The organism is Bradyrhizobium sp. 40, assembly GCF_023100925.1.
Lineage (GTDB): Bacteria > Pseudomonadota > Alphaproteobacteria > Rhizobiales > Xanthobacteraceae > Bradyrhizobium.
Window position 1 is genome coordinate 6,747,644 of the sequence record NZ_CP064688.1, and the last position, 13,113, is coordinate 6,760,756.

Genomic DNA, 13,113 nt, shown 5'->3' on the forward strand with positions numbered 1-13,113 from the left:
TGTGAAGCCATGGACCTCGCAGCCACTCACCAGACTGCTCGTTTCGATGACGTTCCCTTGCTCGCGCGGCTCGCGCTGCGGCTCGCCTCGCGGCTCAAGCTCGGCACCGTAGATGTTCGCCTTCCCGACGGCAGAACGGTGGTGTTGCGGGGAACGCATCCGGGGCCGTCGGCGACCATCGAGCTCAACAGCTACGCCTTCGCGCGAAGCCTGGTGTTGGGCGGCGATATCGGCATGGCCGAGGCTTACATTCGAGGCGATTGGAGCACACCGGATCTCTCCCAGCTGCTTTACGTGTTCTGTCTGAACGACGATCTGGTCGACAGCGCCTTCGCCGGCAATGCACTGGTCCGGCTTTGCCGGCGCGCGCTGCATCGGTTGCGCCGAAACACGCGACTGGGATCGCGGCTGAATATCCACGCCCATTATGATCTCGGCAACGCTTTCTTTGCGGCCTGGCTCGATCCGAGCATGACCTACTCGTCGGCATTGTTCTCGCCCGATGCGACCGACCTGCTCGCCGCTCAACGGCACAAATACGAACAGCTGGCGAAGGCGATCGAGCTGCGGCCCGGCCATACCCTGCTCGAGATCGGCTGCGGCTGGGGCGGCTTTGCCGAATATGCCGCCAAAACTTGCGGCGCCAAGGTCTTGGCGCTCACCATCAGCAAGGAGCAGCACGCATTCGCCAGCCGGCGAATCCACGAAGCCGGGCTCGGCGACAAGGTCGAAATCCGGTTGCAGGATTACCGCGATCAGGACGGACAGTTCGACCGTATCGCCTCGATCGAGATGATCGAGGCGGTCGGCGAGCCGTTCTGGCCGACATACTTCAATCAACTGCATCAACGGCTCAAGCCGGGCGGTCTTGCCGGCATCCAGGCGATCACCGTCCGCGACGAGCTCTTTGACAGCTACCGGCGGCGCGTGGACTTCATCCAGAGATACATCTTTCCGGGCGGGATGCTGCCTTCGCCGAATGTCCTGCGCTCGCTCGGCGAACGCGTGCAGATGCCTCTGATCCGCGAGCGGGTCTTTGGACAGGACTACGCCAAGACGCTCGCGGTCTGGCGAACGAGCTTCGGCCATGCCTGGACGGACCTGACCTCACTCGGGTTCGACGAGCCGTTCCGACGGCTGTGGGAATATTATTTGTGCTACTGCGAGGCAGGTTTCAGGGCCGAAAAGATCGACGTCCGTCAGCTGGTATTCGCGCGCCGAAGCTGACGTCGCTGACGTTTCCGGTGTGAACGAACCCTCAAGCCGCTTCCGACGCTGATCGCGCACGCTGCTCGAGCACGCCGATCGTCGAGACCAAATTGTCGCGTCGCGCGCGAAGATTAAGCGCAAGAAGCGGGTATGTCGGCTGAAACGGGTCAAACACCCCTGCTCTCGCCTCTTCCTCGAGAATGTCGGTGTTGATGAGCCGAACGCGCCACCACAAATCGGCGACCAACGCATCGAGCCGGAGTTCGCCAGCAGCACCAGAACGGGACATTTCCTGCATCACTTGCCTCAACCTGAAACGGCCTCTCTTCCAAAGCCAGACTTTGGTCCTGGCTGAGCAAGCAGAGTGCCAGCAACGGGCGGGCGAGATCTGGCTCCGGATTGGATTGCTGCGCGAGCCGGCTGGTCAAGGCTTGGCGCTAGGGAAGTGTTGCCCGTGGAGAGCGAAATGGTGCCCAGGGGCGGAATCGAACCACCGACACTGCGATTTTCAGTCGCATGCTCTACCAACTGAGCTACCTGGGCGTGCTCCAAAGAGGGGCCAAAGCCCATCGAGCGGGCGGTTTATAGTGGGCTGAAGGCTGCCTGTCCACCCACGCTTCGCCGATGGCTTCGCGGGGCGCGGCCCGGCTGTGCACAAGGCGGGACGTGGCTCGGAGGCAACGCCGCGTGGCGGTGCATCGACAATTTAAATACTTGATAGAACAGGGCTATTCTTCCCCATCTGCCTCGTCATCCCGGCCGGGAATGACATAGGAGCCTTTCAGCCAGCGGTTCAGATCGACGTCGCGGCAGCGCGGGGAGCAGAACGGGCGGGTGGCCTCGGACTGCGGCTTGCCGCAGATCGGGCAGGTTTTGAGGGAGCTTGCGGGCTTTTTCACCGGGTCGTCCATGAGGTGCTCAGCTTACACATGCGAGCCAGTTCAAGAGCCTGTCGCCAAAGGGGTTCCTCCGGCGAAGGCGCAGGCGTCCCGGCCAGATCTCCGCGGGGCAATTCTACTGTGCATGGGGTTGTTTTCGAGATTTTTTGCAGGAGCGGCTTGTCGGCTCAGATGGCGGTGGCGTTGAGCCAGCCGAAGCGGATCGGGAAACCTTCGCCGCCAAGCAGCGTGGTGGTCTCGTAGAGCGGCAGGCCGACCACGTTGGTGTAGGACCCCACCATCTTGACCACGAACGACCCGGCGATGCCCTGCACGGCGTAGCCGCCGGCTTTGCCGCGCCATTCGCCGGAGCCGATATAGGCCTGGATGTCGTCTTCCGAGAGGCGCTTGAAGCGGACGCGGGTCTCGACCAGGCGCTGGCGGAAGGCCTCGCGCGGCGTCACCAGGGTGATGGCGGTGTAGACGCGGTGGTTGCGGCCCGACAGCAGCCGCAGGCATTGCGCGGCCTCGTCGACCAGGTTGGCCTTGGGCAGGATGCGGCGGCCGACCGCCACCACCGTGTCGGCGGAGAGGATGAAGGCGCCGCGCAGCTCGTCGTCGAGCTGAACCGATTTGAGCGCCGCATCCGCCTTGGCCCGCGCCAGCCGATTGGCGCAGGCGCGCGGCAGCTCGCCCCGCTTCGGCGTCTCGTCGACGTCGGCGGGCCGGAGCGCGTCCGGCTCGATGCCGGCCTGGTTGAGCAGCGACAGGCGCCGCGGCGAACCGGAGGCGAGAACGAATTTGGGGCGGCCGAGCATCAGGTGATTTGGGGAATGAAGCAGGGGGTGAATTGCGCGCGGAACCTATCGGACGGGGGCTGATTTCACAACCCGGGAACCCGGACTTTACTGATTCGACGGGTACAGGATGCGTGTGCCCGCAGTCTGTGACGCGGGTGTTACGGGCGCCGAATGCTACCCGTTCGCCGCGCCCACCTTCGAAAATCGCCGGCGGATGCGCAGCAGGAGCTGATCGCAGACGTCGCGATAGGCAGCCAACTTCTGGTCGCGGCTGCCTTCCATGGTGGTGGGATCCTGCGTCGGCCAGTATTCGACGTCGGCGGCGAGCGTGCGGGTCAGCTCCAGCGCCTTGTGGTGCGCCTCCGGCGAAAGCGTGATGATCAGGTCGAAATTCAGCCCCTCCCAGTCCTCCAGCTCCTCGAAGGTCTGCGGCTTGTGGGTGGAGATGTCCTGGCCGAGCTCGGCCATCACGGACACCGCGAACGGATCGAGCTCGCCGCGCCTGGCACCGGCCGACTTCACGTAGAGGCCCTGCGGAAACATGTGCCGCAGCAGGCTCTCCGCCATCGGCGAGCGCACGCTGTTCATGGCACAGGCGAACAGCACCGATTGCGGATCGCGTGCGCGTGGCGGACCCGCCATCGCGCTCAACCCTTCCAGTGCAGGACAGTAATGAGCGTGAACAGCCGGCGCGAGGTCTCGAAATCGACCCGCACCTTGCCCTTCAGCCGCTCTTGCAGCGTGCGCGAGCCCTCGTCATGGATGCCGCGGCGGCCCATGTCGATGGCCTCGATCTTGTCCGGCGTCGCCGTGCGGATCGCCTGGTAGTAGCTGTCGCAGATCATGAAATAGTCCTTCACGATCCGTCGGAACGGCGTCAGCGACAACAGATGCGCGACCACGGGCGTGCCGTCCTCGCGGCGGATGTCGAACATCAGCCGGCTGCCGGTGATGCCGATATGCAGCGTGAACGGCCCCTTCCCGTCGGCGCCCTCCGGCGCGAACAAATTCTGCTCGATCAAATCGTAGATCGCGATCGCGCGCTCATGCTCGATGTCGGGCCCGGAACGGCCGATCGAGTCCTCGTCGAGCGTGACGCCGACGATGCGATTGGTCGAGTCGTCCTGTTCGGGCGGCTGGGTCATGACAAATTGAGGCGCAATCCAATCGAGCGCGAATGGGCATCTAGCCCCTCCGCCTTACCGAGAATCATCGCGGCCGGACCCAGCGCACGCAGCTGATCCGGGCCGCATTTCAGGATCGAGGTGCGCTTGAGGAAATCGTGCACCGAAAGACCCGACGAGAATCGTGCCGAGCGCGCCGTCGGCAGCACGTGATTGGAGCCGCCGACATAGTCGCCGATCGCCTCCGGTGTATGCGGCCCGAGGAACACGGCGCCGGCGTTGCGGATCCTTGCGGCGAGCGCGTCGGGATCTTGCGTCATGATCTCGAGATGCTCGGCGGCAATCGCATCCGCGAGCGGAATGGCGTCGTTGAGGTTCTTCACCATGATGATGGCGCCGAAATCGGCCCACGAGGCGCTGGCAATCGCGGCGCGCGGCAGCGTCTTCAACTGCGCCTCGACGGCCTTTTCGACATCGGCGGCAAGGCGCGCCGAATCGGTGATCAGGATCGACTGCGCGCTGGTGTCGTGCTCGGCCTGGGCCAGCAGATCGGCGGCAATCCAGTCGGCATTGCCGGTGCCATCGGCGATGACAAGCACCTCGGAGGGACCGGCGATCATGTCGATGCCGACCTTGCCGAACACCAGCCGCTTTGCCGCGGCGACATAGGCGTTGCCGGGTCCGACGATCTTGACGACAGGCGCGATCGTCGCGGTGCCATGCGCGAGCGCGGCAATCGCCTGCGCGCCGCCGACGCGATAGATCTCGGTGACGCCGCCAAGCTTTGCTGCCGCCAGCACCAGCGGATTGAGCTTGCCGTCGGGCGAGGGCACCACCATGACGAGACGCGCCACGCCCGCGACCTTTGCCGGCACCGCATTCATCAGCACCGAGGACGGATAGGCCGCGGTGCCGCCGGGCACGTAGAGGCCGGCGGATTCGATCGCGGTGTAACGCCAGCCGAGCTCGACGCCGAGCTGATCGGTGAAGCGCTCGTCCTTCGGCAGTTGGCGGCTGTGATAGGTCTCGATGCGATCGCGCGCGAGCTTGAGCGCATCCAGCGTCGCTGCATCGCAGGCTTTCACCGCGGCCTCGATCTCGGCGGCGGTGACGCGCAGGCCGGATGCATCGAGCGTCAACCGGTCGAACTTTGCCGTGGCCTCGAGCAGGGCGGCATCGCCCCGCTTCGCCACGTCGTCGACGATGGCACGCGCGGCCGCCTCGACGTCGGCCGAGGCCTCGCGCTTGGCGGCGAGGAAGGCCCCGAATCGCTGGTCAAAATCGGCGCTGCTGCGGTCGAGACGAACGGGCATCTTGGCTTCTAACTGGTTTTTGGGGGCGCGGTTTGGCTCACCAGGCCCCTGCTCAATGGCGCGGCGGGGAAGCTGCGTCAACCCTTGGGCCGGGCCGTTCCCCTCCGGCGTCGTCCTGGCAAAAGCGGAATGCGTGGCCTTGGCATGCCACCTCACCCCTCCCCTTCAGCCTCCAACCCCGTCCCCAGCTGATCCGCCCCCAGATCAGTCAGCTCGCATTCAAGGCATTCGACGTCGAGGCGGATGGCGCCGCCTTGGGCAAACAGCAGCAGCGCGCTCCCGCCGGGGGCATCCTGGCCGTGGAATTCGATGCCGACGAGATCCAGGACAGTGTCCGGCGCGTCGAGGTCGATGTTGCGCGCCTTGCAGGCGAGCACGCGGTCGAAACGGAGGGCCGCCACCAGCCGGCGCGGCTTGGCCTCGCCGTCCAGCGTCTGCTCCCAGTCCAACCGGCTCATGCCGACGACCAGCCGCTTTTCGCTTTGGCGCCAGATGATGTCCGAGGGCTGCACGCGGGCGTCCTGGACGTGGGCCGAGATCACGGAGAGGTCGTCGGCGTCGAGTGCGATCAGTTTGAGCTGGGGAGACATCGACGGCGCTTTCTGCTTCGGGCGGACGGGGCTCAACGCGGGCGGCCGGCGAAATTTCCCTAGAACTAACGGCCCACCGGACTAGAGGCTATTGATATCCTCCATCTCCAGCACCGTTCGCGGATACCCCTCCCGCGCAACCCGGATCATGGCGCGGCCGATCTGCTCGGTCGAGGTGACGAACCGCGGCGAGAGCCGGCGCAGCACCGACCACAGTGGCCAGGTTGCCGCATACACGGCCTGCACCCACGCGGTCTTGGAGCGGGCACCGTGGAGCGGTTGGATCGCACCGGGCCGGAACATGTAGGCTGCCTTGAACGGAAGCTTGAGCAGATCGTTCTCGGTCTTGCCCTTGATCCGCGCCCACATCCGCGAACCCTGCTCGGTGGAATCAGTGCCGGCACCCGTGACATAGACGAATGTCATCTGCGGATTGAGCCGGGCCAGCACGGTCGCCGCTGCGAGCGTGAGGTCATAGGTGAGATGACGGTAGCGCTCTTCGCTCATGCCGATCGAGGAGACGCCGAGGCAGAAGAAGCATGCGTCGAAGCCGGTGAGCTGCGTTTCGATCGCCGAGTAGTCCATGAAATCGCCGTGCGTGATCTCGGTGAGCTTGGCGTTGCGCACGCCGGTCGGGCTGCGGCCGACCACGAGCACGCGGCCGATGCCGGCATCGACCAGGCATTCGCGCAAGACGCCCTGCCCGACCATGCCGGTCGCGCCGAAGATGATGATCTGCATCGGGACCTCCCCGACAGGCCCGCGGCTCATGCGGCGGCCGCGATCTCGTCGAAGGATACACCGGTCAAAGTCGCCGAGACATCCCACAGCATGGCTGCCGAGGCGAAATCGTTTGCCTGCGGCATGATCTTCGCCGGACGCGGTGGCCCTTTCAATTCGTAGAACCCGTTCGGACCGTAATAGCCGCCGGGCTCCGCTGCCGGCGAGGTCGCCGCCAACAAGGTGGGCAGCGCGCCTTCCGCGGCAGATTGGCTAATGAAGGGCTGCAGCCAGCGGCTCACGCGCGACTGGAACGTGTTCGCACCCGGACCGTTCGAAATCAGATCGGTCCGCGCGTAGCCGGGATGTGCGGCAAGGCTCGTCAGACCCCAGCCTGCGGCGAGGCTGCGGCGCTGCAACTCCAGCGAAAACATCAGCATCGCCAGCTTGGACTGGCAATAAGCCCGCCACGGACGATAGGAATGCCTAGCCTGCAGATCGTCGAAATTGATCGAACCGGAGCGGTGCGCAAGGCTAGACAGGTTGACGACCCGAGCCGCCTTCGCACGACGAAGCTGCGGCAACAGCTGCGCCGTGAGCGCGTAATGACCGAGATAATTGGTGCCGAGCTGCATCTCGAAACCATCCGCCGTCTGCTGCCGCTTCGGCAGCGCCATCACGCCGGCATTGTTGACAAGCAGGTCGAGCTGTTCATTGCCGGCCGCGAAGCGCCTGGCGAAATCGGCAACGGAGGTTAGATTGGCGAGGTCGAGATGCTCGTAGGCGATCAGCGCATTGGGAAAGCGCTCGCAAATGCCATCGATCGCGCGCAGGCCCTTTGCGTCGTTGCGCCCCGTGAGTATGACAATGGCACCGGCGCCCGCCAGCGCCATCGCCGTCTCGTAGCCGAGGCCGCCCGTCGCTCCGGTCACGACGGCAGTCTTGCCGCTGAGGGAGGGGATGTCTGCCGTGGTCCAGTCGGTCATGCCATAGCTCCGTCGGGGCTGGGAAACGGCCCGCGACGGGTCTAAATGTGCACTGGGTGCAACTTTGCAAGTGGTGAAATGATTTGAAGCTCTCGAAGCTCGCCGGGAAATCGGTCAACAAGCGCACCAAGCCATTGCCGGCAGGAGCAAAATCCCCCGATGGCCCCGGCCTGCGCCAGCGTAAATTGCAGGCGACCCGCGAGCGGTTGACCCGCGGGGCGATGGCACTCTTCCTGGAGCGCGGCTTCGAGGCCACGACCATCGACGACATCGCGGCCGCTGCCGACGTGTCGCGACGCAGCTTCTTCCATTATTTCGCCTCGAAAGAGGACGTCGTCGCGGCCTGGCAGGAAGGCGCCGCCGCCGCGCTGGTCGGGGAGGTCGTTGCGCGGCCGGCGGGCGAAACCATGCTAACCGCGGCGGAGAACGCGATCGCGGCGGCGCTCAAGCGGATCGATCCGGCGGAGGCCGCGGCAATGTCGCGGCTCAAGCGTGATAATCCCGCGCTTCGCGCGCGCGACCAGCTCAAATACGAGAAGCTCGAGCGCGCGCTGGCCGAGGGACTTGCCCAGCGCGCCAGAAACAAATCGGACCAGTTGAAGGCACGCCTCGTCGCCATGATCGCCACCGGCGCGATGCGCGTGGGCGGCGAGAGCTGGATCGGCGGAGGAGCGCGGGAGAAGCCGGAAACTTTCGTCAAGCGCACCTTCGACGCGATCAGGGCGATATTGGAATGAGGCCGCTCACCCCTTGAAGAACGCCAGCAGATCCGCGTTGATGGTCTCGGCGTGCGTTGTCGGCATGCCGTGCGGGAAACCCTTGTAGGTCCTCAGCGTGCCGTTCTTCAAAAGCTTGGCGGACAGCGGCGCGGAATCGGCGTAAGGCACGATCTGATCGTCGTCGCCGTGCATCACCAGCACCGGCACATTGATCTTCTTCAAATCCTCGGTGAAGTCGGTCTGCGAGAACGCGACGATGCCGTCGTAATGGGCTTTCGCGCCGCCCATCATGCCCTGGCGCCACCAGTTCTGGATCACCGCTTCCGAGGGCTTCGCGCCGGGACGGTTGTAGCCATAGAAGGGGCCGGCCGCGATGTCGCGGTAGAAGCTGGCGCGGCCGGCAGCGAGCTGTACCTGGAAATCGTCGAACACGCTCTTCGGCAGGCCGCCGGGATTCGCGTCCGTCTTCAGCATCAGCGGCGGCACCGCGGACAGGATCGCGGCCTTCGCCACCCGGCTCTCGCCATGGCGCGCGATGTAATGCACGACTTCACCGCCGCCGGTGGAATGGCCGACATGGATCGCGTTCTTGAGGTCGAGATGGGCCGTCACGGCCGCGAGATCATCGGCATAATGATCCATGTCATGGCCGTCGGCGACCTGCGACGAACGACCATGGCCGCGACGGTCATGGGCGATGACGCGATAGCCGCGCGTCACGAAGAACATCATCTGCGCGTCCCAGTCGTCGGCCGACAGCGGCCATCCGTGGCTGAACACGATCGGCTGGCCCGAGCCCCAGTCCTTGTAGAAGATCTCGACGCCGTCCTTGGTGGTGATGGTGGGCATTGTCAGGCTCCTTGAATGATCAGGCGAACGCCATCGGCTTGAAGCGGCGCCAGGCGCCGATGGTGAGCACCACGAAGAACACCAGCACGAGGCCCTGCACCACGGCGAACACGGGGCCTCCGGGCGGCGCCGGCGCCACGGCGGGCGCGAGCGCGGCGAGCGCCGGCACCTTCAGGAACGACTGGATCACCAGCACGAAGACGTTGAAATACAGCGAGATCATCGCGGTCACGATGTAGACCGGTCGCCAGACGCCCGCGAGCTTCATGCCGTACAGCGCGAGGCAGGCGATCGCGAGCAGGACCAGCGAGATGATCCCGATGATGTGCGACGGCAGCAGCTCCTTGAACGGAAACAGGAAGCCGGTGGCGCTGGTGAGGATCGTGAACGCTAAGAAAATCGCGGTGAGGCCGGGCATCGGCTTCGAGCCGAGCAGGCCGAACATCACGACGAGGCCGGCGGCGATGCCGACTAGGCTGATGACGACATGGACCAGCGTGAAGGCGGGCAAGCTCAACCCAAGAACCATGACATCTCTCCTATTCTCTGCATCAAGTTCGGGAGATTGATATTACGGCCCTCATCAGATTGCCACACGCGCTGGCGTCACACATGCGTGCGCAGCCATGCGTCATCGTGCGAATCGAAAACGCATGGCTGAATTATTTGCATCGCTGTCATAAACGACGGCAGGCTTTCAACGAAAGTTGAATCGAATAGGCGGGGGCGCTCGCGAGGTGCGAGCGCCCCTGCACACGTCTCACACTTCCTTGGTGTCGAAGATCAGCAGGTCGGCGCCGCCGCTGGCGAATTTCGGCACGTCAGCGCCGGTCGCCTTGCCTTCCGGGCTGCCGAATGCCGCCTGGATGTCGGCCGCGCTGTCGAAGGTGAGAATGGCGACCAGATGGATTCCGGACGGTCCGGCGGGGGAGCCGACCGGCCCCTTGCTGATGGCGTACTTCTTCAGGCCGGGAAGTTTCTTGGCAAGCGGAATGTGGGTCTCGGCATAATACTTGTCGAAGGCCGCAGCATCCGTGGGCGTTTTATACAGCACGACGATTTCAGCCATTTAGTTCCTCCCATTTGAGTCTTTGTTCTTCCACGGGCGTTTGGCCTCGCGACGAGGGGATAGTCCGTGGGACACGTCGGGATGGCAAGTCACATTCGCCTTGCCATCTGCGTGTCTTCTACTTGACTAAAGCGCCGGCTTTGCGGCGTCGCCGAGATAGCCGTGCAGGGAGGCCACGACCTGCGCGCCCTCGCCGATGGCACCGCCGACGCGCTTGACCGAGCCGGAGCGGACATCGCCGACCGCGTAGACGCCGGGCACCGACGTCTCCAGCGGTGCAACCAGCCGGCCCTGGTTCTGCTCGGACTGCGCGCCGGTGACGACGAAGCCGCCGCGATCGAGCGTCACGCCGCAGCCGTCGAGCCAATTGGTGGCGGGATCGGCGCCGACGAACAGGAAGAGATTGCGGATGTCGGCGAAGTCCTCGTCGGCCGACAGCCGGCTCTTCCAGCGGATGCGCCGCAGCAGCGAGGCCTCGTCGCCTTCGAGCGCCGTGATCTCGGTGTTGAACATCAGTTCGATGTTCGGCGTGGCTTCGATGCGCTCGATGAGATAGCGCGACATGCTGGCGCCGAGACCGCCGCCGCGGATGATCATCAGCACTTTTTTGGCGTGCCCCGAGAGGAACACGGCGGCCTGCCCCGCCGAGTTGCCGGCACCGACCAGCGCCACCTCCTCGCCGGCGCACAGCTTCGCCTCGACCGGCGAGGCCCAATACCAGACGCCGCGGCCCTCGAACTTGTCGAGGTTCTCGATCTCGGGCCGGCGATAGCGCGCGCCGCTGGCGACCACCACCGCGCGCGAATGCAGGGGGTCGCAGCCGTCGAGCGCCACCGAAAATGCGCCATCCTTGCGCGTGCAGTCGAGCGACTTCACCGTCACCGGGATCATGATCTCCGCGCCGAACTTTTGTGCCTGGTTGAAGGCGCGTGCGGTCAGGGCCTGGCCGGAAATTCCGGTCGGAAAGCCGAGATAGTTTTCGATGCGCGCGCTGGCTCCGGCCTGGCCGCCGAAGGCGCGGGTGTCGAGCACGGCGACCGATAGGCCTTCGGACGCGGCATAGACGGCGGTGGCGAGTCCAGCCGGCCCGGAGCCGACGATCGCGACGTCGTAGATGCGGTCGTTGCGCGGGCCGCCGATCATGCCGATCGCGCGCGCAAGCTCGGTTTCGCCGGGATTGCGCAGCACCGCACCGTCGGGAGTGACGACCAGCGGCCAGTCGTCCGGCTTGGGCGAATAACGCGCGATGACGTCGGCGGCGTCGCGATCGCGCGCGGGATCGAGCAGATGATGCGGCTGGCCGTTGCGGGTGAGGAAGCCCTGCAACCGCACCACGCCTGCCGAATGCGACGGACCGATCAGCACGACGCCGCCGACGCCGCCCTGGAGCAGATTGACCCGGCGCAGGATCAGCGCGCGCATGATGCGCTCGCCGAGCTCGGCCTCGGCGACCAGCAGCGCGCGCAGCCGCTCCGGCGGCAACAGCAGCGTCTCGACATCGCCTTCGGCGCGACCGTCGACCAGCGCCGGCCGTCCGGAGAGCTGGCTCAGCTCAGCCAAAAATTGCCCCGGCCCCTGGTCGATCAACGGGGTCACATGGCCAAGGCCGTCGCGCTGGGTGATGGCGACGTGGCCCTTCAGCACGACGAACATGCCGGGCCCCGGCTTGCCGGTCTCGAACAGGAATTCCCCATCGGCATAGTTGCGGACCTCGCCGAAATGCCTCATCCGCTCGATCTCGGCCGATGTCAGCGTCGGAAAGGTCTGTTCAGGGCGGGTGAACCGCGACATCTGCGCGTCACTCTCGGGTCGTTGCGATTCGTCCTGCCCCATTGCCACGTCCATGCTCTCCAAAGAAATTCCAGCCGTCGGATTCTAGCCGCCGGTCTTGTCGGCGGTCCCCTCATCTAGGGAACCATCTTCATTCTGCGAGGGGTCGGCACTTGTGGCGCGTTCGCGCGCCTGCACCTTCCGCCGCTTCAGGTTTTCGCGCAGCGCCGATTTCAGCCGGTCGTCGCGGGACGCCCTCGCCTGCCGCGAGTCCTGTCTCGAATCCTGTCGCTCGCTCTTGTCGTTCTCGTCAGCCATCGGGGTCCATTACAGCGATCGGCGATAACATGCCCGAGGAATAAGGCAGCTCAAGAGGCCCGCGCGATCTGATCGTGCGAAAATCGAAATGGATCGAACCCGGCGCGTCGGGCAACTGGCCAGTTGGGTGGGGATATCGGAACCGAACCCGCGGAAAGTCGGCCATTTCGGGCCAAAACAGGCACTTTGGCCCCGATATCGACCCGATTTTATCGCTTTGGCGGAGCTAGCAAGCTTGCACAGGAGGGGGGCTTGTGTCAGATATCGGCCCGCTTGGTAGGCCCCTCGTGGCGGCCGATTCTTACCCCAGCACATGCTGCCGTAGCTCAGTGGTAGAGCACTCCATTGGTAATGGAGAGGTCGACAGTTCAATCCTGTCTGGCAGCACCATTCCCTGGGTCAAATCACGCACAGATCAGCATTCTCGCGGCTCAAAGCGCCCGAGTTTTGCTTCTCCTTACCCCTCCTCCGTGGAGAGGGCGCAGGGAAGACCGGGTGCCGGCTGGCACCCGCGGTCCGCTGCGCGAAAATGTAGCGCAAAAAGACCGCACAGCAGCATACAGGTGACGCCGAACACTCGGCCTTCCCTGCGCAGTGGGTTGACGGCTTATGCCGCGCTCTCCCCGGCGACGAGTTCCTTTTTGTCACCGTCGCCTTGCGAATTGAGGATGGACAAAGACCCGGTTGAGTCTCGATCCATCTCCGCAAGGCTTGACCGTAGCAACGACGGCCAGGACCACACGATTTTGCCGTACGCAGCGATCCGGC

General features: G+C 64.9%; 16 protein-coding genes and 2 tRNA genes. 3 read left to right on the forward strand and 15 right to left on the reverse strand.

Annotation, left to right across the window (positions count from 1 at the left end; all coding sequences use genetic code 11):
* The first annotated feature begins 9 nt into the window (after window positions 1-9).
* Complete coding sequence (locus tag IVB40_RS32315) at window positions 10-1,227, forward strand: cyclopropane-fatty-acyl-phospholipid synthase family protein (protein ID WP_247285707.1); 1,218 nt, start codon at window positions 10-12, stop codon at window positions 1,225-1,227.
* 31 nt (window positions 1,228-1,258) lie between these two features.
* Here the strand turns inward: IVB40_RS32315 and IVB40_RS32320 are convergent, their stop codons facing one another.
* The 10 genes from IVB40_RS32320 to IVB40_RS32365 form a co-directional block, all read right to left on the reverse strand.
* Window positions 1,259-1,507 (reverse strand): hypothetical protein, encoded by a 249-nt coding sequence (locus tag IVB40_RS32320; protein WP_247429031.1) that lies wholly within the window; start codon window positions 1,505-1,507, stop codon window positions 1,259-1,261.
* 169 nt (window positions 1,508-1,676) lie between these two features.
* Window positions 1,677-1,752: transfer RNA gene (locus IVB40_RS32325), tRNA-Phe, on the reverse strand.
* A 185-nt stretch (window positions 1,753-1,937) separates the two neighbouring features.
* A complete protein-coding gene (gene yacG, locus IVB40_RS32330; RefSeq protein WP_027565712.1) occupies window positions 1,938-2,120 on the reverse strand; it encodes a DNA gyrase inhibitor YacG in 183 nt (60 codons plus the stop codon).
* A gap of 155 nt (window positions 2,121-2,275) precedes the next feature.
* Window positions 2,276-2,905 carry a Maf-like protein gene (locus IVB40_RS32335; protein WP_027565713.1) on the reverse strand — a complete coding sequence of 210 codons (630 nt, stop codon included), beginning with the start codon at window positions 2,903-2,905 and terminating at the stop codon, window positions 2,276-2,278.
* A 156-nt stretch (window positions 2,906-3,061) separates the two neighbouring features.
* Complete coding sequence (locus IVB40_RS32340) at window positions 3,062-3,529, reverse strand: low molecular weight phosphatase family protein (protein ID WP_007615472.1); 468 nt, start codon at window positions 3,527-3,529, stop codon at window positions 3,062-3,064.
* Between the two features lie 5 nt (window positions 3,530-3,534).
* The gene (locus tag IVB40_RS32345; RefSeq protein WP_018453111.1) at window positions 3,535-4,032 is read right to left on the reverse strand and encodes a UPF0262 family protein; all 498 of its coding nucleotides are present in this window, start codon (window positions 4,030-4,032) and stop codon (window positions 3,535-3,537) included.
* The gene (hisD, locus tag IVB40_RS32350) at window positions 4,029-5,324 is read right to left on the reverse strand and encodes a histidinol dehydrogenase (RefSeq protein WP_247817397.1); all 1,296 of its coding nucleotides are present in this window, start codon (window positions 5,322-5,324) and stop codon (window positions 4,029-4,031) included. Before hisD ends, IVB40_RS32345 begins: the two co-directional genes overlap by 4 nt.
* 152 nt (window positions 5,325-5,476) lie before the next feature.
* Complete coding sequence (locus IVB40_RS32355) at window positions 5,477-5,914, reverse strand: DUF2948 family protein (protein ID WP_247285700.1); 438 nt, start codon at window positions 5,912-5,914, stop codon at window positions 5,477-5,479.
* 81 nt (window positions 5,915-5,995) lie between these two features.
* Complete coding sequence (locus tag IVB40_RS32360; RefSeq protein ID WP_247285698.1) at window positions 5,996-6,655, reverse strand: NAD(P)H-binding protein; 660 nt, start codon at window positions 6,653-6,655, stop codon at window positions 5,996-5,998.
* A gap of 26 nt (window positions 6,656-6,681) precedes the next feature.
* Complete coding sequence (locus IVB40_RS32365; RefSeq protein ID WP_247817398.1) at window positions 6,682-7,620, reverse strand: SDR family oxidoreductase; 939 nt, start codon at window positions 7,618-7,620, stop codon at window positions 6,682-6,684.
* An 83-nt stretch (window positions 7,621-7,703) separates the two neighbouring features.
* Between IVB40_RS32365 and IVB40_RS32370 the strand changes: the two genes are divergently transcribed.
* Entirely contained in the window at window positions 7,704-8,357 is a 654-nt protein-coding gene (locus tag IVB40_RS32370; protein WP_247817399.1) for a TetR/AcrR family transcriptional regulator, read from the forward strand.
* 6 nt (window positions 8,358-8,363) lie between these two features.
* Here the strand turns inward: IVB40_RS32370 and IVB40_RS32375 are convergent, their stop codons facing one another.
* The 5 genes from IVB40_RS32375 to IVB40_RS32395 all read right to left on the reverse strand — a co-directional run bounded on the left by IVB40_RS32375 (window position 8,364) and on the right by IVB40_RS32395 (window position 12,345).
* Window positions 8,364-9,188 (reverse strand): alpha/beta hydrolase, encoded by an 825-nt coding sequence (locus IVB40_RS32375; protein WP_247817400.1) that lies wholly within the window; start codon window positions 9,186-9,188, stop codon window positions 8,364-8,366.
* Window positions 9,189-9,207: 19 nt separating this feature from the next.
* Window positions 9,208-9,717 (reverse strand): hypothetical protein, encoded by a 510-nt coding sequence (locus tag IVB40_RS32380; RefSeq protein ID WP_247817402.1) that lies wholly within the window; start codon window positions 9,715-9,717, stop codon window positions 9,208-9,210.
* Window positions 9,718-9,948: 231 nt separating this feature from the next.
* Window positions 9,949-10,257 carry an EthD family reductase gene (locus IVB40_RS32385; RefSeq protein WP_027565721.1) on the reverse strand — a complete coding sequence of 103 codons (309 nt, stop codon included), beginning with the start codon at window positions 10,255-10,257 and terminating at the stop codon, window positions 9,949-9,951.
* Window positions 10,258-10,383: 126 nt separating this feature from the next.
* Window positions 10,384-12,090, reverse strand: coding sequence for an FAD-dependent oxidoreductase (locus tag IVB40_RS32390; protein ID WP_247427353.1), 1,707 nt, complete (start codon window positions 12,088-12,090; stop codon window positions 10,384-10,386).
* A gap of 42 nt (window positions 12,091-12,132) precedes the next feature.
* Window positions 12,133-12,345, reverse strand: coding sequence for a hypothetical protein (locus tag IVB40_RS32395; RefSeq protein ID WP_247357728.1), 213 nt, complete (start codon window positions 12,343-12,345; stop codon window positions 12,133-12,135).
* 315 nt (window positions 12,346-12,660) lie between these two features.
* Here IVB40_RS32395 and IVB40_RS32400 point away from each other — a divergent pair.
* Window positions 12,661-12,735 (forward strand) — tRNA-Thr (locus IVB40_RS32400).
* Window positions 12,736-13,113 lie beyond the last annotated feature (378 nt).

Bases quoted from the DNA above. Each gene is read 5' to 3' on its own strand.
- IVB40_RS32315 (WP_247285707.1), top strand. From the start codon at position 10: ATGGACCTCGCAGCCACTCACCAGACTGCTCGTTTCGATGACGTTCCC.
- IVB40_RS32320 (WP_247429031.1), bottom strand. From the start codon at position 1,507: ATGCAGGAAATGTCCCGTTCTGGTGCTGCTGGCGAACTCCGGCTCGAT.
- yacG (WP_027565712.1), bottom strand. From the start codon at position 2,120: ATGGACGACCCGGTGAAAAAGCCCGCAAGCTCCCTCAAAACCTGCCCG.
- IVB40_RS32335 (WP_027565713.1), bottom strand. From the start codon at position 2,905: ATGCTCGGCCGCCCCAAATTCGTTCTCGCCTCCGGTTCGCCGCGGCGC.
- IVB40_RS32340 (WP_007615472.1), bottom strand. From the start codon at position 3,529: ATGGCGGGTCCGCCACGCGCACGCGATCCGCAATCGGTGCTGTTCGCC.
- IVB40_RS32345 (WP_018453111.1), bottom strand. From the start codon at position 4,032: ATGACCCAGCCGCCCGAACAGGACGACTCGACCAATCGCATCGTCGGC.
- hisD (WP_247817397.1), bottom strand. From the start codon at position 5,324: ATGCCCGTTCGTCTCGACCGCAGCAGCGCCGATTTTGACCAGCGATTC.
- IVB40_RS32355 (WP_247285700.1), bottom strand. From the start codon at position 5,914: ATGTCTCCCCAGCTCAAACTGATCGCACTCGACGCCGACGACCTCTCC.
- IVB40_RS32360 (WP_247285698.1), bottom strand. From the start codon at position 6,655: ATGCAGATCATCATCTTCGGCGCGACCGGCATGGTCGGGCAGGGCGTC.
- IVB40_RS32365 (WP_247817398.1), bottom strand. From the start codon at position 7,620: ATGACCGACTGGACCACGGCAGACATCCCCTCCCTCAGCGGCAAGACT.
- IVB40_RS32375 (WP_247817400.1), bottom strand. From the start codon at position 9,188: ATGCCCACCATCACCACCAAGGACGGCGTCGAGATCTTCTACAAGGAC.
- IVB40_RS32380 (WP_247817402.1), bottom strand. From the start codon at position 9,717: ATGGTTCTTGGGTTGAGCTTGCCCGCCTTCACGCTGGTCCATGTCGTC.
- IVB40_RS32385 (WP_027565721.1), bottom strand. From the start codon at position 10,257: ATGGCTGAAATCGTCGTGCTGTATAAAACGCCCACGGATGCTGCGGCC.
- IVB40_RS32390 (WP_247427353.1), bottom strand. From the start codon at position 12,090: ATGGGGCAGGACGAATCGCAACGACCCGAGAGTGACGCGCAGATGTCG.
- IVB40_RS32395 (WP_247357728.1), bottom strand. From the start codon at position 12,345: ATGGCTGACGAGAACGACAAGAGCGAGCGACAGGATTCGAGACAGGAC.